15 protein-coding genes are annotated in these 18,294 nt (G+C 70.1%); 6 read left to right on the forward strand and 9 right to left on the reverse strand.

Annotated features, from left to right (window positions below; all coding sequences use genetic code 11):
* Positions 1-99: 99 nt before the first annotated feature.
* A complete protein-coding gene (locus ACFVAV_RS01585; protein ID WP_379028420.1) occupies positions 100-750 on the forward strand; it encodes a hypothetical protein in 651 nt (216 codons plus the stop codon).
* 112 nt (positions 751-862) lie between these two features.
* On the opposite strand, the gene ACFVAV_RS01590 is transcribed toward ACFVAV_RS01585, so the two are convergent.
* The 9 genes from ACFVAV_RS01590 to ACFVAV_RS01630 all read right to left on the reverse strand — a co-directional run bounded on the left by ACFVAV_RS01590 (position 863) and on the right by ACFVAV_RS01630 (position 11,863).
* Entirely contained in the window at positions 863-1,813 is a 951-nt protein-coding gene (locus tag ACFVAV_RS01590; protein ID WP_379028421.1) for an exopolyphosphatase, read from the reverse strand.
* Positions 1,814-1,879: 66 nt separating this feature from the next.
* Positions 1,880-2,401 (reverse strand): DUF501 domain-containing protein, encoded by a 522-nt coding sequence (locus ACFVAV_RS01595; protein WP_379028423.1) that lies wholly within the window; start codon positions 2,399-2,401, stop codon positions 1,880-1,882.
* Complete coding sequence (locus ACFVAV_RS01600) at positions 2,398-2,991, reverse strand: septum formation initiator family protein (protein ID WP_379028425.1); 594 nt, start codon at positions 2,989-2,991, stop codon at positions 2,398-2,400. The genes ACFVAV_RS01595 and ACFVAV_RS01600 overlap by 4 nt, the downstream gene beginning before the upstream one ends.
* Positions 2,992-3,040: 49 nt before the next feature.
* Positions 3,041-4,327, reverse strand: a complete 1,287-nt coding sequence (eno, locus tag ACFVAV_RS01605) for a phosphopyruvate hydratase (protein WP_379028427.1) — start codon at positions 4,325-4,327, stop codon at positions 3,041-3,043.
* Between the two features lie 115 nt (positions 4,328-4,442).
* Complete coding sequence (locus tag ACFVAV_RS01610) at positions 4,443-5,120, reverse strand: lytic transglycosylase domain-containing protein (RefSeq protein ID WP_379029895.1); 678 nt, start codon at positions 5,118-5,120, stop codon at positions 4,443-4,445.
* A 91-nt stretch (positions 5,121-5,211) separates the two neighbouring features.
* Entirely contained in the window at positions 5,212-6,159 is a 948-nt protein-coding gene (locus tag ACFVAV_RS01615; RefSeq protein WP_379028428.1) for a hypothetical protein, read from the reverse strand.
* Positions 6,160-6,421: 262 nt separating this feature from the next.
* Entirely contained in the window at positions 6,422-9,202 is a 2,781-nt protein-coding gene (locus ACFVAV_RS01620; protein WP_379028430.1) for an ATP-binding cassette domain-containing protein, read from the reverse strand.
* A gap of 214 nt (positions 9,203-9,416) precedes the next feature.
* Positions 9,417-10,346: an ABC transporter permease gene (locus ACFVAV_RS01625; protein WP_379028433.1), complete on the reverse strand. Its 930-nt coding sequence runs from the start codon at positions 10,344-10,346 to the stop codon at positions 9,417-9,419.
* 5 nt (positions 10,347-10,351) lie between these two features.
* Positions 10,352-11,863 (reverse strand): ABC transporter substrate-binding protein, encoded by a 1,512-nt coding sequence (locus ACFVAV_RS01630; protein ID WP_379028434.1) that lies wholly within the window; start codon positions 11,861-11,863, stop codon positions 10,352-10,354.
* Between the two features lie 328 nt (positions 11,864-12,191).
* Here ACFVAV_RS01630 and ACFVAV_RS01635 point away from each other — a divergent pair, with 328 nt between their 5' ends.
* From ACFVAV_RS01635 to ACFVAV_RS01655, 5 genes are all read left to right on the forward strand, one after another.
* Positions 12,192-13,283, forward strand: a complete 1,092-nt coding sequence (locus tag ACFVAV_RS01635; RefSeq protein WP_379028436.1) for a TauD/TfdA family dioxygenase — start codon at positions 12,192-12,194, stop codon at positions 13,281-13,283.
* The gene (locus ACFVAV_RS01640; protein WP_379028438.1) at positions 13,255-14,265 is read left to right on the forward strand and encodes an ornithine cyclodeaminase family protein; all 1,011 of its coding nucleotides are present in this window, start codon (positions 13,255-13,257) and stop codon (positions 14,263-14,265) included. Before ACFVAV_RS01635 ends, ACFVAV_RS01640 begins: the two co-directional genes overlap by 29 nt.
* Positions 14,256-15,671: an alanine racemase gene (locus ACFVAV_RS01645; protein WP_379028440.1), complete on the forward strand. Its 1,416-nt coding sequence runs from the start codon at positions 14,256-14,258 to the stop codon at positions 15,669-15,671. The genes ACFVAV_RS01640 and ACFVAV_RS01645 overlap by 10 nt, the downstream gene beginning before the upstream one ends.
* Before the next feature lie 36 nt (positions 15,672-15,707).
* Positions 15,708-16,742 carry a PLP-dependent cysteine synthase family protein gene (locus ACFVAV_RS01650; RefSeq protein ID WP_379028442.1) on the forward strand — a complete coding sequence of 345 codons (1,035 nt, stop codon included), beginning with the start codon at positions 15,708-15,710 and terminating at the stop codon, positions 16,740-16,742.
* A gap of 76 nt (positions 16,743-16,818) precedes the next feature.
* Positions 16,819-18,234: an MATE family efflux transporter gene (locus ACFVAV_RS01655; protein ID WP_379028444.1), complete on the forward strand. Its 1,416-nt coding sequence runs from the start codon at positions 16,819-16,821 to the stop codon at positions 18,232-18,234.
* The last annotated feature ends 60 nt before the right edge of the window (positions 18,235-18,294 follow it).

Below are 18,294 nucleotides of genomic sequence, written 5' to 3' on the forward strand. Positions count from 1 at the left end.
GGGGCATTCCGAATCATCTGCGTTCATCGACCACGAAATTTCGGATTCTCCCGGGGGGTCGAAATCTTCGGGCGAATTCGGAGAGGGAGTTTCTCCGATATGTTCCAGAACTCGAGTTCCAGCGTGGTGCGGCGGGTGCTCGCCGCCGCCCTGCCGGTAGTGGTAGCCGTCGCGTTCGCCGGTGTCGCCTCGGCCGAGGTCGATTCCGATCAGCAGGCGCGGTTCGCCCGGGGGCTGTCCTCGGTGGGCAATGCCGAGGGCATCGGCTACAGCACGTCGGTGACGCCGGATCTGCGCACCGTTTCGGCGACCGTCGACGACGGGCGCTTCGTGCGCGGCCAGGACGGCACGCTGATGGTCGAGTCGGCGACCGGCAGCCCGATCGCCCAGGTGCCGACCAGTTTCGGCACCGTGGGCGGCAACACCATCACCGTGGCCACCGAGATCTCTCGTGACGGGCGAACGCTGACGGCGACGCCGCAGGTCACTCAGGCCGCGACCGCCGAACTGAAGACGATCGCCACCAATCCGGGCGCGCAGAACTCCGACCCGGTCCAGAACGCCGCTGCCCTCGGTGCCGGGGTCGGCCTGGCGTTCGCCGCGATCATGTGCTTGCCGGGGATCATGGCCGTCATCGTGTTCTTCGCGTGTACCGGACTGATCGGCCTGCCCAATGCCCTCATCGGCGCGCTCATCGGCGCGGTCGTCGGCGCCGTGGCACCCGAGGTCATCCCGCAGGTGCTCCCCTGATCCTGACCGCCCCCATCGCCGCGCGCCGAAGCACCACGTGCGCGGCGATGTCGTGTCAGGCGGGCCGGATCAGCAGCGCGGTGATCCGCCGCAGCGACAGCAGGCGCGCCGCTCAGCCGAGGATCGACATCGCGATGCCGTCGAGGATGTCGTGCTCGCTCACCACCAGTTCGGAAATACCGGCGCGGCGGGCCAATTCGTCGGCCAGGACCTCGGTGATGACCGCGCCGCCGCCGATGACATCGACCCGGCCGGGGTGCATCGGGCCCAGGGCCGCGCGCTCGTCGTGGTTCATGCCGACGAGACGGTCGCAGACCTGGTGGACCTCGGCCAGGCTCAACCGGGTCAGGTGGACGCGGGTGGAGTCGTATTCGGGCAGATCGAGGGCGACGGCGGTGATGGTGGTCATCGTGCCCGCGACGCCGACCCAGGTGTGCACCTTGTCGACCGGAACCTTGGCGAAGGCCTCGTCGAGCTTGCTCTCCGCGAATTCCCGGGCGGCGTCGACCTGTTCGGCCGTCGGCGGATTGCCGGGCAGGCAGCGCTCGGTGATCCGCACGCAGCCGATGTCGGCGGAGTAGGCCGCCTGGACGCCGTCGGCGTCGCCGACGACCAGTTCGGTGGAGCCACCACCCAGGTCGACTACGACGAAAGGCCCGGCGTCAGCGGACAGTTCGCCGACCGCGCCCGCGAAGGACAGTCGTGCTTCTTCGTCGCCGGTGATCACCTCGGCGACGGCGCCGTCGACGACCCGGCCGAGTTCGGCGCGGGTCATCTCGAAGAAGTCGTCCCGGTTCGCGGCGTCGCGGGTGGCCGAGGTGGCGACCATCCGGACGCGCGAAACACCCTGCGCGAGCATCACATCGACATAATCGGCCAGCGCGACACGCGTCCGCTCGATCGCCTCGGGCGCGAGCCGGCCGGTGGCATCGACCCCCTGGCCGAGCCGCACGATCCGCATCTCGCGGTGCACGTCGGTGAGGCCACCGTCGGCGCCGACCTCGGCGACCAGCAGACGGATCGAATTGGTGCCGCAGTCCACCGCGGCGATGCGCTCAGTCATGATGTTCCTCCTGGTCGGCCCGAGCGCCGTGCGAGGTGGTGCACCGGCGCCGCGTGCTGTCCGCGATTATGCCGGTTCGCCGGACGTGCGGGCGGCGGGCCAGTCGGCGGGGATAGCGGTGCCGCGCAGACCGGCGTCGGCCGCCAGCGCCACGGCCTCGTCACCGAACGGGTTGACGCCGGGCCCCTTGGCCAGCGAATGGGCGATCAGCACGTGCAGGCACTTGACCCGATCGGGCATACCACCACCGGTGAAATCGGTGCCGAGCGACTCGATCTCGTCGCGCTCGGCCAGGTAGCTCTCGTGCGCGGCGCGGTAGGCCGCGGCCAGCTCGGGGTCGGCGGCGAGGCGTTCGGTCATCTCGCGCATCACCCCGGCCGATTCCTGCCTGCTCGCCTCGGCGGTGAGCCGCGGGTCCGTCAGGTAGTACAGGGTGGGGAACGGGGTGCCGTCGGGCAGGCGCGGCGCGGTCTTCACCACGGCGGGCAGGCCGTCGGGGGTGCGGTAGGCGACGGCGAGGACACCGCGCGGCTCGCGGCCCAGCTGCTGGGCGATGATCTCGAGGTCGCGCTCGTTCGGTGCGGTCACCTTGGTCCTTCCGGGGCCGGTTCGGAGATGCTGCGCCACAGGTCGGTGTACCAGGGGTCGGGCGCCGCTGTTCGGGTGCTCATCGGCGGCGGCGCCGGTGCTTCGATGCCGGGGATCTGCACGATGTAGGGGGTTTCGCCGGGCATCACCAGGCGCAACCGGTCGCGGGCCTCGGACCGGATGTAGGCCGGATCCTGTTGCTGGGCCCGGCGATCGCGCAGGACGGCCAGGTCGGCGTCCAGTTCCGCCCGCTGCTGGGCCAGCGCGGCCGCCTCGGCCCGCTGACTGAAGTACGTGCGGGTCGGCACGGCCAGGGTCAGCGCCAGGCCGCACAGCACGGCAGCGAGGATCACCGCCTTGCCGGTCGAGAGACCGAGGATGGTGTGTTCGCTGCGCTCGAGCTTGCCGCTGGGCTTGCGCTTGCCCGTGGTCGCGCCTGCGGCGGATTCGGGGCGGCGCCGGGTGGTGCGTTTGGCCGCGGCGGGGCGGCCGGGGGCGTCGAGATGACTGGGGCGGGAGCGTGCGGCCCGCGACGTGCGGCGGTCGCCTCGTCCACCCGGACTGGTTCCACGCGCACGTCGCTCGGTCATTCGCTACCGCCCCGTCATCTCACTGCCTGTCTTGCGGTACTGCTGCTGCTCAGAATTCGCCGGTGAAACGCGGGAAGGCCACGTCACCCGCGTAGCGTGCCGAGTCGCCCAGGGCGTCCTCGATGCGCAGCAGCTGGTTGTACTTGGCGACCCGCTCGGAACGGGCGGGAGCGCCGGTCTTGATCTGGCCCGAGCCCACCGCGACCGCGAGGTCGGCGATGGTGGTGTCCTCGGTCTCGCCCGAACGGTGCGACATCATGGTCTTGTAGCCGTTGCGGTGCGCGAGCTCGACGGCGTCGAGGGTCTCGGTGAGGGTGCCGATCTGGTTGACCTTCACCAGCAGCGCGTTGGCGGCGCCCTTGGCGATGCCCTCTTCGAGGCGCTCGGGGTTGGTGACGAACAGGTCGTCGCCGACCAGCTGCACCTTGTCGCCGATGGCGTCGGTCAGCGCGACCCAGCCGTCCCAGTCGTCCTCCGACAGCGGGTCCTCGATGGAGACCAGCGGGTACCGGGTGAGCAGGTCGGCGTAGAACTCGCCCATCTCGGCGGCCGTGCGGACCTGGCCCTCGAACTTGTAGCCCTCACCGGGGGTGTAGAACTCGGTGGCGGCCACATCGAGCGCCAGCGCGACATCGGTGCCGAGCTTGTAGCCCGCGCGCTCGATGGCGACGCTGATCAGGTCGAGGGCCTCCACGGTGCCCGCGACGTCGGGGGCGAAGCCACCCTCGTCACCGAGACCGGTGGACAGGCCCTTCTCCTTGAGCACCGACTTCAGCGAGTGGTACACCTCGGTGCCCCAGCGCAGCGCCTCACGGAAGGTGGGGGCGCCGATCGGGGCGACCATGAACTCCTGGACATCGACGCCGGTGTCGGCGTGCGCGCCACCGTTGAGGATGTTCATCATCGGCACGGGCAGCACGTGGGCGTTCGGGCCGCCCAGGTAGCGGAACAGCTCGAGGCCCGAGGACTCGGCCGCACCGCGGGCCACGGCCAGCGAGACGCCGAGCAGGGCGTTCGCGCCGAGGCGGGACTTGTCCGGGGTGCCGTCCAGATCCAGCAGGACCTGGTCGACGGCGCGCTGCTCGACGGCGTCGAGGCCGATGATGGCGGGCGCGATCTCGTCGAGGACACCCTCGACGGCCTTGGTGACACCCTTGCCGTTGTAGCGATCGCCACCGTCACGCAGCTCGACGGCCTCGTGCTCACCGGTGGACGCGCCGGACGGTACGTCCGCCCTGGTCAGGGTGCCGTCGTCGAGGGCGATCTCGACCTCGACAGTGGGATTGCCGCGCGAATCCAGAATCTCGCGCGCTCCGACCTGTTCGATGATGGCCACGAAAACGACTCCTTACGACTGAAGGCACGGTAGGTCTCACGGCTTGGTCCGTGCGGTGCCGAGCCTATCGTCTCGGCATGACGTCGAGTAACCGGCACTCCGGGCGGGAAGACAACTACACGCGGCGGCCGATGCTGTAGGTGGCGGCCCTGTCCCGGACGACCCGCATGTACTTGTTCGACTGGTTGTAGGCGAACAGGGCGCGCTGCCAGCCGTCGGCCGAGGTCAGGTCGCCGCCACGGGTGCACAGGTACCTGGCTGCGGTGAGGGCGGCGTCGTCGATGTTCTGCGGGTCGAGCACGCCGTCGCCGTTGGCGTCGACCGCCCAGCGTCGCCAGGTCTCCGGGATGAACTGCAACGGCCCGACCGCCCGGTCGTAGGTGGTGTCGCCGTCGAGGCTGCCGCCGTCGGTGTCGCGGATGACGGCATTGCCCTTGGTGCCGTCGAGGGCGACGCCGATGATCGCCGGACGCACCGTCCCGTCGGCGTCGACGCCCGCGCCGCGGTGGGTGCCGTGCCCACTCTCCACACTCGCGATCCCGGCCAGCGTGGTCCAGGCGATCCCGCATTCGGGCTTGGACCGCGCGAGCACCGCCGCCGCGTAGCCGTAGGCCTCCAGGGCGACCGGTTCGATGCCGACCGCGCCCGACTGCTCGTCGGCCCAGCCGCGTAACTGCTCGGCGGCGCGACCCGGCGCGTCCACATCGATCGCGGGCAGCGCGGCGCCCGGACCCGGCGGCATGTCGCCGGGGATCGACGCGAGCGAACTACACCCCGCGAGCAGTGCGGTCATCGCCACGGCGGCGAGCACGCCGACTTTCTGCACAGACACTCAACCCATGATCCAGGTCTGTGGCGTCAAAGGCACCTCTCACAGCGACTTCTCAGAGTGCGGCGAGGCAGATGGTCGTGCCCTCGCTCACCGACTCCTTGCGCGACATCCGCGCCTCACCGGGTGAGCAGGCCACGCCTTCGGAGTCATACACCGAGGTCACCTTGCCGTCGGCGGTGCGGTCGGCGCAGTCGATCAGGGTGGGCATGGCACTCGAGGTGGCGAAACCGGCAACGCAGTCACCGGGTTTCGCGTAACCGAGCTGCTGGTGACTGACCGGGCCGAGGCAGACGACAACGATCAGATCGGTCTTCTCGTTGCTGGTGACCGACACCGAACTGGCATTGGTGACGCCGAGGCACTTCGGCGACGCGGGCGCCACGTACTGGGTCCGCACGGACAGCACCCGCAGCGACGCGCCCGCACCGTCGCAGGCGACCTTCGTCATCGACTGGTCGGTGTAGCAGTCACCGACCTGCGCCGCGGCGGCCGAGATGGCGAACCCGTTCGGTTTGGCGCACACGACGACCGCGCGGCCACCGAGCGAGGTCTGGGCGAACGCCATGCGCGTGTCCTGATGTGTCTTGCAGGCATTGTCGGTGACCGGAACCTTCGTGTGCAGTTCGATCGCGATCACGTCGAGGCTCGCGCGCGAGGTGCCGCACGGGAGGCGTTCGATCGTCTCGCCCGCCTTTTTCACGTCGACGCAGTCGCCGGGCAAGAGACCGCCGGGGTCGACGGGGTTGGTGCGGGTCGGTGTCAGGCACAGTGCGGTGGTGGCCGTGGTTCCCGGGGCGGTGGGCTCGGCGACCGAGCGGGTGGCCTGGGCGTACTTCATGCAGGCCAGCTCGAGCGGCCATTGCACGGGTTCTCTGGCCACGATCTGATACATGGCACTCGGTGCGGTGCAACCGTATTCGATCGGTTGCGGGCTGTTGCTCACGCAGTCGCCGACCGCCATCGCCGGCGGTTCGGGGCGGGTGAGTGCGTAGGCGGTCATCCCCCCTGCCACCGCGACGACCGTCACGAAGACCGCCAGAAGCCAAGGGAGGACACGTTTCCGGGTGGGTTGTGTGGGTTCCGGTGGAGCCATGGGTGGTTCAGGAGGCAGCGGATCCTGGGCCTGGACCGGCCTCCAGTAGACGTCCGGCTGCGGCGGCGTCGGGTGCACCATCGGGGTGGATCTCCTGAAATCGCTGGGAGGACAACCCGATGACATCGAGCATGCCGCACCCTCCGTTACGGAGAGTCCCGGCGCGATGTCAGCCGATCAGGTCTGCTGTCGCCTGGTGCGCGGGGCTGGCGAGAACTGTTGTCGGAGTGCCGAATTCGACCACTCGGCCGTGATCCAGAACGAGGAGTTCGGTGCAGTGCCTGGTGACCAGCGCCATGTCGTGGCTGATCAGCAGGATGGTGGTGCCGCGATCGGCGCGGAGCTGGTCGAGGAGGGTCATGATCGCGGCGGCGGTGCCGGTGTCCAGTGCGGTGGTGATCTCGTCGCAGATAAGAACGGCGGGGTCGGCGGCGAGCGCCCTGGCCAGGGCGACGCGTTGACGCTGACCGCCGGAGAGTTCGTGCGGGCGCCTGGTCGCCAGGTCTGCGGGGAGTTCGACTGCGGCGAGCAGAGATTCGATTCGGCGCCCGATGTCGGGCTTCGGGACTCGCGCGATGCGACGCAGGGGGCGGGCGAGGGTCTGCTCGACGGTGCGGCGCGGGTTCAGGGCTGCGAGGGGGTTCTGAGTCACCAGCTGGATACTGTCGACCCCGGCTGTGATTCGGCGTCGGCGGCCGATCGGGATTCGGGTCCCACGGAGGTCGATCGATCCCGCGCCGGTGGTGTGCAGGCCTGCGATCACGCGCGCGAGAGTTGTCTTGCCTGCGCCGGACGGACCGACTACGGCCAGGGCCTCGCCCGCGCGGACGGTGAAGTCGATGTCGGCGAGGATGTCGTGGCCGTCGGCCGTCGCGCTGATGCCGCTGACACGCAATGCTGTCGCGCTGTCGACCAGGCCGATCCCATCGACCGGCGACACCGCGCCACTGTCGGACCGGTCGGCTCCCAGCGCCTTCCGAACTCCTGGTCGATGTGTCGCACCGGCGTTTCCCTCGGTTGAGCCGGGCTGTGTGCCCTCGGCCGGGCCGCCACCGAGTCCAGGTTCGTCGGGTTGCCCCGCCGCCGGATCCTTGCGGGCGCCGGGGGCAGTAGACGCGGACTCGACTGCCTGGTCTCCACGCTCCACGCCTGCCCCCGCCTCGTCGCCTGGCGGGAGGCGGGGGTCGTCGGCGGCGGTGCGGTACAGCTCGTTTTCCGGCTTGCGGGTCGTTTCCCCGTCGATGATCGGCATCCCGCCGGGCGGGTGGACCTCCACCACGGTGTCGGCGATGGCGTGGACGGTGGTGGTGTCGTGCCCGGACAGGAGGACCGCGATGGATCTGCGGACGGCGAGGTCGGCGATGAGGCGGGCGATGTCGGCGCGCAGGGCGCCGTGCAGGCCCGCGAGCGGCTCGTCGAGGACGAGCACCTGGGGGCGGCGGAGGAAGGCGCGGGCGAGGGCGACGCGGCGTTGCTGGCCGCCGGAGAGGCGGCCGCAGCGGCGGCGCAGGTGGGTGGCGTCGAGGCCGACCAGTTCGAGGACGGCGCGGCGGTCGGCGTCGGACGCGGTGGGCGCGGCCTCGGCCAGCAGGGCGCGCACCCGGAGCAGCGGATTCAACTCGGACCCGGGATCCTGGCCGACGTAGGCGATCCGCGCGCGCCGGAATGTCCGCAGCGCACGGGAATCCAGCGCGAACACGTCGTGTCCGGCGACCAGCACCGAGCCCTCCCGCCTGGCGCCGGCGGGAAGATGGCCGAGCAGCGCGCGCATCGCGGTCGACTTGCCCGCCCCGGACGGCCCTGTCAACGCCGTCACCGTGCCCGCCTTCAATCGGAAGGACAACGGCGCCAACAGCACCGCATCGGTCTCGGCGACCACGGCCAATCCCTCGACCACCGCCGCGTCCCCGGCGTCGACCACCGAAATGCCACAGTCGTTCCGCCGTCCGCCGGCACGACGTGCGGGCAGGTCGGCCGCGCGCGTGGCCGCTCGGCGGTCGGCCGCGTCGGCTGGATCACCGGTTTCGAGTCGAAGTGTGTCGTCGGGCGAATCGGCCGGATCGGCGGCAGACAGTGCCGACCTGTCGGTGGCATTCGCGGACCTCGCCGTGCCGGTTTCGGCGCGGGCCGCCTTCACGCTGGTCTGCGTCGTCGTGTGTTCGACGCGGATATCGCGGTTCTCGACAGCTGCGCCGAGTGTGGACCGGCTTCGTCCTTGCCCACCGGTGACGGCGAGATTCACCCCGACCGCGACGATCGCGATCGCCGCGCTGGGCGCGAGCACCGCCCACGGGTTGAGCAACAGTCCGGACGCATTGTCGCGCACCATGTTCGCCCAGTTGTCGTCGTCGAGGGCGGGAAGACCGAGGAACGAAACCGTGCTGACGAGGTAGACGCCGACGACGAAACGCAGGCCGAGCTGGGTGGCGAAGACAGACCGCAGATTGGGCAGGATCTCCCGGAAAACCAAATAGGGAAGCGATTCTCCGCCGGCGATGGCTGCTTCGACATAGCCGCTGGTGGCGATGGTCGACGCGGCGGCCGCGAAGATCCTGGCGCAGTAGGGCACGCCGAACAGCAGCGACACCGTGATCAGCGCGAACACTCCGCCCTGCGGCCACGCGGTGAGGACGAGCAGGATGCCGAGTACCGCGGGCAGGAGAATGACCAGATCACCGGCGAGTTCGATCACCGAACCCGTGCGCGGGCGGACCGCCGCCACCGCACCGAGCACCGCCGACAACACGGTCACCGCGACCGCGATCACCGCCGACACCACCAGCAGCTGGGTACCGCCGGTGAGCAGATGACTCAGTACATCCCGCCCGAGCCGATCGGTCCCGAGCACCGCTCCCCCACCGGGCGACGCGAACGGCATCCCCACCGCCCGCTCGGCAGGATAGGGCGCAAGCAACGGCCCCACCACCGCAACGAGCACAGCCAGCCCCACCCCAGCCGCCGCCGACCACCGCCACCACGCCCGGCTGGACGCATGATCACCAGGCCCTGGTGGCGGCATCGGCCGAGAGCCTTTCTCCACCAGAGCCTGATGATCTTGTTCGGGGTGCATCACCCGACCTCCTGCGAACTGGGATGGTTCCGGCTGGGCTGCCCGCCGCGCGGGGGTGTCATGGTCGCCCGGCGGCGCTGCGGCTGGGCGGCATTCACCGCGCGCCCCCCGATGCCCAGTTCCGGACGAAGTCGGCCACCGCGAGCAGGGCCATGATGACGATGGCGGTGAGCGCGACGACCGCGGCGACCGTCGCGGTGTCGCGGTCGGCGACCGAACCTGCCAGCACCGCACCGACGCCCGGATAGTTGAACAGGGTCTCCACCACCAGCGCACCGCCGAAGAGCATGCCGACGGAGGTGGCGTAACCGGCGACGATGGTGGGTGCGGCGAAGGGCAGCATGTGCCGGACCAGGACGGTGCGGGCCGGAAGTCCTTCCAGCACAGCGCTCTCCACATGCGCAGCGGTGGCGACATCCTGGAGCGCCGAGCGCACCACCCGCGCGTTCCAGCCGATCTGCGGTATCGCCAAGGCGAGCACCGGCAGGACCAGCATCTCCGGGCCCGCGGGGAAACCGGAGCGGTCGGTGATGGTGACCGCGGGCAGTAGGCCGGTCGCCAGCGAGAACACCAGGATCAGCAGTGTGCCGCAGACGAATTCGGGCACCGCGACCGCGACGGTGCTGGCGGGCTGCAGGATCCGTGCGCCGAGGGCGGTCGGGCGTACCGCCCACCAGCAGCCGAGTGCCAGCGAGGTGACGACGGTCAGCAGGAGCGCGATCCCGCCGAGCAGCAACGTCTGCGGGAATTTGTCGGCCAGCAGGGTCGCGATCGAGTTTCCGCGTGCGGTCTGCCCGAAGTCACCGGTCAGCACGCCGGCGAGCCAGTGCCCGAACTGCACCGGCAACGCGCGGTCCAGGCCGAGCTCGTGTTCCTTCGCGGCGAGCTCGGCCTGTTCCGCATCCCGGCCCAGCGCCGAGCGGGCCGCGCTGCCCGGCAGCAGGTCCACCGCCACGAAGACGACGGCCAGCAATGCCAGCAGCAGCGCGATCCGCCGGAGCAGCGGCAGGGCAAAGGTTTTCACGGCGATCACGCCAGCCAGGCATGTTCCAGCTGGACGCGGGCGAAGCCGCCGAGAGTCGGCAGACCGCGCACCGGCGCGGCGGCGATGTCGACGCCGTCGGCCATGCCCCACACCAGATAGCCGCCACGATCGAACTCGATGCGCTGGATGTCGCGGACCGCCTTGGTGTAGTCGTCGCCCGAGGAGGCCAGTGCTTTCGCGGTAGCGGCATCGAATTCCGGGTCACGGAACGCGGTTTCGTTGCGGTTGGAACCTGAGGTCATCAGCTTGTCGGCGAAGAAGAGCACCGAATCGTTGGTACCCCACGACACCGTGTAGAGCGGCGCGTTCAGCCAGGTCTGGTCGTAGAAGGCGGTGGGTTCGACCACCTGCACATCCAGGCGGAGGCCGATCTCGGCGAGCTGGGTGGCGATCACCTTGGCCGATTCCACCTCGCCCGGCACCTCGGCCTTCGTCACGAACGGGTAGCTGCGGCCGGTGTCGAAATTCGCTTCGCGCAACAGGGTTTTGGCGCGCTCGACGTCACGCTCGCGGCGCGCGAGCGCGGTGTCGTAGAGCGGGTCGGCGGTGCCGAGAATATCGGCGGCGATGGTGCCGTATCCGGAATGCACCTGGTTGACCAGCGCGCTCCGGTCGACGCCGAGACGCAGCGCGGTGCGCACCCGCGCGTCGGCGAACGGGCCGTCGGCGACGCGCATCGCCACGCCGAGCATGGTGTCGTTCGCGCGCCGGACCACCTGCAGGTCGCCACGGCCCGCCGCGGTGCGTCCGGCGATCGCGCCGACATTGGAGGCGAGGTCGATCTGGCCGCCGAGCGCGGCATTGCCGAGCGCGGTGACGCTGTCGAACATGGTCACCTCGATCGCGTCGAGCAGCGGCGGAGTGCCGTGCCAGTGCTCGTTGCGGACCAGCCGGGCATTGCCGCCATGGTAGGACTCGAGCCGGAAGGGGCCGGTGCCGATCGCGGCGGTGAAATCGGTGGTGCCCTGCGGCACCGTGAAGGTCATGAGCCGAAGCAACAGTGGCAGTTGGGCGTTGGGCGCGGACAGGGTGAACACGACACGGTTCGGGCCGTCGGCGGCGATATCGTTCTCGGCCACCGGCATCTTCGACGCGCCGCCGACCGAGCGCAGGCGGCGCATCGACCACACCACGTCGTCGGCGGTGACCGGTGCGCCGTTGTGGAACTTCGCGCCATCGGCGATGGTGAACGTCCAGCGGCGGTTGTCGGCGGAGGGCTCCCAGCGCGAGGCCAGCCGCGGCGCGACGTTCGGGTCGGCGCCGGGGACGGTGAGCGCGTCGTAGACGAGCGAGGCGATCAGGAAGTCGCTGTCGTTGCTGAGATTGGCGTGCGGATCGCGTTCGATCCGGGCGGTGGTGCCGAGCGCGCCGACGCGCAGCGTGCCGCCCTTCTTCGCAGGCCCCTCGGACCCCTCGTCGCTCGTGCACGCGGCCGCCAGCAGTAGCGCGGTGACGCCGATCCCGGATTGCAGGAGCTTCCTGCGTGTGAAACCCATCGTGTTGCCTCCCTCGAACCGCGTGCGCCGCACCACTTTTCCTGGCGTCGCAAACTAGGCGAGGCTAGCCTAAAGTGCGGGCCGAGTGGTGGGGATCCTCGCGACCGTCGCCGAACCGCAGCCGGGCTGGACACCCCCGGATGTCGCCCGTTCGGACACTTCGGGTAAAACACCGTGTTATATGGATTAGCTATTTCACAGCTGATATCTTAGGTAAGTCTTGCCTAATTTGAAAACACGCACTACCTTCGCTCATCGAGTCTCCGATCACCCGTGTTCGACCGATGCGAAGAAGGGAAGGCCGGTGAAAAGCGTTCTGTCCGAACGTATGACACTTCACCTGCACGACATCGAACATCGCGAGCTGCCTCCCGACGCCGCCTCGGCCGTCCGCGCGCTCGCGACCGACATCCGACACCGATTAGGTGACGCACCCCACACCGAGACCCTGCACGACCCCGTGCTGCTGGCCCAGGTGCGCGAGCGCGTCACCGAACTCCCCGACGCCGTCCGCCACGCCGTGCGACCGCCCGCTACCGCGGCGGGCGCCACCCTCGTGCGCGGCCTGTCCGTCGACGACGCCGAATTCGGCCCGACACCGGCGCATTGGCAGGCCGCGGCCACCGCGGCGGCCGATCCCCGGCACACCGGCTCGCTCGAACTCGACATCGCGCTGCTGCTGCTGGCCCGATGCGCGGGCGAGCCGTTCGGCTGGCAGGGCCAGCAGAACGGCAGGCTGGTCAACAACATCCTGCCCGCCGTCGGCCACGAGGACGAGCAGTCCGGCGCGAGCAGCTCCACCCTGCTCAGCCCGCACACCGAAGACGCCTTCCACGCCGCGCGCGCGAACCTGCTGATGCTGACCTGCCTGCGCAACCCCGACCGGGTCGCCACCACGGTGTCGTCGGTGGGTCAGGTGCGGTTACCCGAGGAGGACCTGCGCGCGCTCGCCGTGCCGACGGTGCCGATCCTGCCCGACGTGTCCTACGGCACCGGCTTCGATCAGCCCGCACCGGCGCTGCCGACCATCTGGTTCGACGAATCCGGCAGTCCCACACTGCGTTACGATCCCGCTTACACCCCGCTCGACGATGCCGACCCGGCATTCCGGGCGGCCTATGCCCGCCTCACCGCCGAGCTCGCACGGGTCTGCCACGCACCCGCGCTGGCTCCCGGGGAGATCCTGCTGGTGGACAACGACGTGGCCGTACACGGCCGGGTGCCGTTCCGCGCCCGCTACGACGGCACCGATCGCTGGCTCAAACGCGTCAACGTCCGGTTGCCCGAACGTCGCAGGCGCGCGCAGGAGTCGTCCGAGAATGGGTACGGGCAACACGTGGTCGCGCCGTTCCGGGCGAGCACTGATCGGACAGCAGAGCGGGGCAGTACAGATGAACGAGGATCCGTTGAACAACCGTGACCGGAGCATCCCGCTGCGGGTGCTCTCGCGCAGCGACCTGGCCGACGTGCCGATCACCCCGGCGGAGGTGGTCAGGGCCGTCGAGGACGCGTATCTCGCTTTCGCGGCAGGCGAATCCGACAACCCGCGCAAGCTGAGCGTCGCCGATCCCGGCGGTTCCTCGGTGTCCTACGCGATGCTGGGCCGCGACGGCAGGCGCCGGGTGGTGGCCATGAAGACCTCCTACAAGTTCGATCCCGGCCACGACCGCAGCACCAAGCGGTACTACACCACCATCACCCTCTACGACGACACCACCGGCGCTCCCATCGCGATGATGGACTGCGCGCGGGTCGGCGCGTTACGCACGCCCGCGGTGTCGGCGCTGCTGGTGCGCGAGACGGTGCGGCGCGGGGCGGAGAGCGCCCTGCTCATCGGCACCGGCACCCAGGGCCGCAATGCCCTGCCGCACCTGCTTGCGGTGAATCCGCAGCTGCGCAAGCTGATGGTGTTCGGCACGCATCCGGAGGGTTTGGCCGCGGTGCACACCCATCTCGCCGACGCGGCGCCGCACGCGCTGCTCGAGATGGTCGACGACCCGTACGCGGCGGCGGCCACTGCCGATGTGGTGCTGGCGACCGCGGGGCCGGGCACCGAGGTCGCCCTCGAATCCGCCCATCTCGCACCGGGTTCGGTGGCGGTGCTGGTCGGTTACGGGCTCGCGCCGTCGACCCTGGTCGAGGCCGACCGGGTGGTCGCCACCAGTGCCGCGCAGATGGCGCTGACCGGCACCGACATGGCCGGGCCCGACGGCACCCTGCGCAGCGTCGACGCCGAACTGCCGCAGATCCTCACTCGCAGCGCACCCGCACGGCGCAGCGAGGACGAGAAGATCTTCGTCTACAACAGTGGGCTGGTGCTCACCGATATCGCGGTCGCGCACGCGCTGGCGGCCAGGGCCATCGCCGAGGGACGGGGTGTCGAGGTGCCGTTGTGGGACTGACGGGGGCCCGTCCCGGTGGCGGCGTCAGCGGAGCAACCGCTGACGCCGCCGTCCTGCGTGGGGAAGGCACGCCGACAACGGCCGACGATCGGCCACCGCACTGCGCACCGCCGATGCCCGCGCTGGTGAGCGCGGTGGAACAGCGGCTGATCGACGATCCGCAGCTGCTCGGCGATATCGCAGAGGCTGTCGGGGGGCCGTTTCACGTGTTGTTTCCCGATCGAGTCGCGGTGAATGTCACGAGGTTCCAGGCAGCGTTCGCGACGGCGGGCGTCGACGGGTTCGTGTACTTCGGGAAGAAGGCGAACAAGGCGGCGTGCGTGGCTCGGGTGTGCGCCGAGCACGGGGCGGGCATCGATGTCGCCAGTACCGGGGAGCTGGTCGCGGCGCTGGCGCAGGGCGTGCGCGGCGAGGACCTGATGGTGACCGGACCCGCGAAGTCCGACGAGTTGCTGTGGCTGGCCGCGCGGCATCGGGCGCTGATCGCGATCGATGCGATCGACGAGCTCGACCGGCTCGCCGAACTCCGCCTTCCTGCCCGCATCCTGCTGCGGGTGCTGCCCGACGGCTCGACCAGCCGCTTCGGCCTCGACCCCGTCGAACTGGAACAGGCCGTGCGGACGGTCGCGGCGGACGGCCCGATTACGCTGTCCGGCTTCAGTTTCCATCTGTCCGGCTACGACACCGTGGCCCGTGCCGATCAGGCGGTCACACTGGTCGGGCACTGTTTGCGGGCGCGAGCGGACGGTCACCCGGCCGACACGATCTCGATCGGTGGCGGCTTCGGGGTCGACTATCTCGATGCCGATGCGTGGTCGCGGTTCCAGAATGACCTGAGCGACAATTGGTTTCACGGCGAATCACCCACCGGCGGCTACTACCCGTACAACTTCCCCGTCCCCGGCGCGGACATGCTCACCGCCATCCTGGCCCACAATGACCTCGCGGGCCTGTTGCGCGGCAATGGAATCCAGCTCGCGGTCGAACCCGGCCGGGCGCTGCTGGACCAGGCAGGCAGTTCCGTGTTCCGGGTGCAGGGCGTGAAAACCCGTACCGCACACGGCGAACCGTACGACATCCTCACCGTCGACGGCACCAGCCTGAGCCTGTCCGAGCAGTGGTTCGCCAGCGAATACCTGCCCGATCCCGTGCCGTGGCCGCCACGATCCGGCCATCGCACCCCCACCTGTGTCGGCGCCACCACCTGTCTGGAGTCCGACCTGCTGAGCAGGCGGCGGATCCCGCTGCCGCGCCGCGCCCGCGTCGGCGACCTGCTGATCTACCCGAACACCGCCGGGTATCAGATGGACTCCAACGAGTCCCCGTTCCACGAACTCCCGCTCCCGCCCAAGGTCGTCCTGCGCGAGGCAGGCGACCGGTTGCGCTGGAGTATGGACGCCCGCTGATCCACCCGAGCTCCCAATCCGATGGAGGAATATCCCATGGCTCTCGTCACGCGCGTGACGGATCTGATCGGCCGCACTCCCCTGTTCGAACTCGCCGTCACCGACTCCGGTACCCGGTTGCTGCTCAAGCTCGAACAGTTCAACCCGACCGGCGCCGCCAAGATCAGAATGGCCAGATCGATGGTGCTCGACGCGGAGCGGCGGGGTTTGCTGCGCGATGGCGGGCATATCATCGAGTCGACGTCCGGCAATACCGGACTCGGCTTGGCGGTGATCGCGGCCGAACGTGGCTATCGATTCACCGCCGTGGTCGACAACCACGCCTGTAAGGACAAACTGCGCGCGATGCGGGCCATGGGCACCGACCTGGTGTTCGTCGCCGACGACGGTGACGACGAGCTGGCCACCTCGGCACGAGAGGACCTCGCCGAGGCGATGGCGGCCGCCCGCGACGACGCCTACTTCACCGAACAGCACAACAACGACGCCAATGCCGTCGGCTACTACGCGGTGGCCGAGGAATTGCTGGCTGAGGTCGAGCGGGTCGACATCCTGCTCTCGGCGGTCGGCACCGGCGGCTCGCTGTTCGGCACGGCCACCCGGCTGCGCGAGCTCGGCCTGCCCGCCCGGGTCATCGGCGTCGAGCCGGTCGGTTCCATCGCCTTCGGCGGCGAAGGCGGACCGTACTGGCAGTCGGGCACCGGCACTCCGCCCGGCGCGACTATCGGCACGGCCGTCGACTACTCCCTGCTCGACGAGGGCGTGAAGGTCAGCGATGTCGACGCCTTCGCCACCGCGCGCGCCGTCGCCAGGACACACGGTCTGCTGATCGGCGGTTCGGCGGGCGGTTCGGTGCACAATGCCCTGGCGCGGCTCGAGGAGTTCCCGGCCGGTTCGACCGTGGTGACCATCGTGTGCGACGGTGGCGAGAAGTATCTCGACACGGTGTTCGACGACGACTGGATGGCCGCGCGCGACCTGCTCGACCCCGCCGCCGAATGCGAGATCACCACGCTGCTGCGCCGCTACTCGCCGCTGCGGCGCCACGACGAACTGCTGGAGGTCAGGTGAGCGCGATCGCGCGCCACACGAGCAGCCACCCCGGGGCGACCCGGAGCCTGCGGGTCAGCGCTCAGGGGCGCCACCTGTGGAACCGTCCCGGAGCGAGCGGGTGATCGGCACGCGGGCAGACAGCGGCGCGCTGGCCAGGCTGGCGACGCCGATCGCGTTGACGCAGCTGGCGCAGATCGCAGTCTCGACCACCAACCTCGCGCTGATGGGCACGCTCGGCGTGGCCGAGGTCGCCGCCGGTGGCCTGGCGCTGGTGCTGTTCAACCAGATCCGCACCATGTGCGTCGGGTTGATCACCGGCACCGGCAACCAGATCGCGGGCGCGGTCAGCGCGGCGGGCAAGCGCGGCGGCTCGGCCGACGACGAGGTGCGCGCGGTCGTGCGCGGCGCGGTCGTCATCGCCACCATCGCCGGCCTGCTCGGCGGCGCGCTGCTGATCGGGCTGGGGTGGGTGCTGCCGTGGCTCGGTCAGGACGAGGGTGTCCTCGCGCTCGCCCGGCCGATGATGATCGCGCTGGCGCCGGGTCTGCTGCCGTGCCTGTGGTTCCAGGTGCTGCGCCAGTACACCGTCGGTATGCAGCGACCGCAGGCCCTGCTGCTGGTGACGCTGGGTTCGGTCGCGCTGAACCTGGTGCTCGCGCTGACCTTCATCCACGGCTGGGCGGGGATTCCGGCGAGCGGGCTCACCGGCGTCGGCATCGCGACCTCGCTGGTCTTCCTGATCACTTTCGCGGTGTTCTGGGCGATGGTGCGCCACGACGAACGACTCGGCCCGACGCTGCCGTCCACGCCGTGGCCGGTGCGCTGGGCGACCGTGCGCGAGGAACTGCGCCTCGGCACCCCCATCGCGCTCACCTACGGGTCGGAAGCGGGCATGTTCTCGGTGCTGGCGCTGGTGATGGGCAGCTTCGGACCGGCCGCGCTGGCCGCGCACAATGTCGTCTACCAGATCATCTACATCGTGTTCCAGGTGGCGATCGGGCTCTCGCACGGCGCATCGATCCTGGTCAGCCATGCCGTGGCGCGCGACGAGTTCGGCCATGCCAGGGCGCTGGCCTGGCTGGCGCTGCGGCAGGCGGGCATCCTCGCCGCGGTCACCGGCGTCGTGTACGTGGTCGCCCCGGATCTCGTGCTCGCGCCGTTCCTCGACGCCTCCGATACCGACACCATCGCGATCGCGCACACCCTGCTGCTCATCGGCATCGTGCTGCAGTTCTTCGACGCCGCGCAGAACATCGGCACCGGCCTGCTGCGCGGGCTCAAGGAGACCTCAGCGGGCTTCCGGCTGTCACTGGTCGGCTACTGGGGTGTCGGCCTGCCCGCGGCCCTGCTGTTCGCGTTCCCGCTGCATCTGGGCGCGGCAGGCGTGTGGTGGGGCCTCACGGCGGGCCTGGCCACCACCGCGGTGCTTATGCTCCGAAAGTACTTCGCCCTGCTGGATCAGGCGAGTACGGCACGGGCAGTGCGCGTACCCGCCGCCCAATCGCACTAGCGCCCCGCACGCCCCGACCCTGAGGAGGGGCCGCCGCGCAGCGGCGGTTCGCGGCCGTCC

The organism is Nocardia sp. NPDC057663 (genome assembly GCF_042799895.1).
Lineage (GTDB): Bacteria > Actinomycetota > Actinomycetes > Mycobacteriales > Mycobacteriaceae > Nocardia.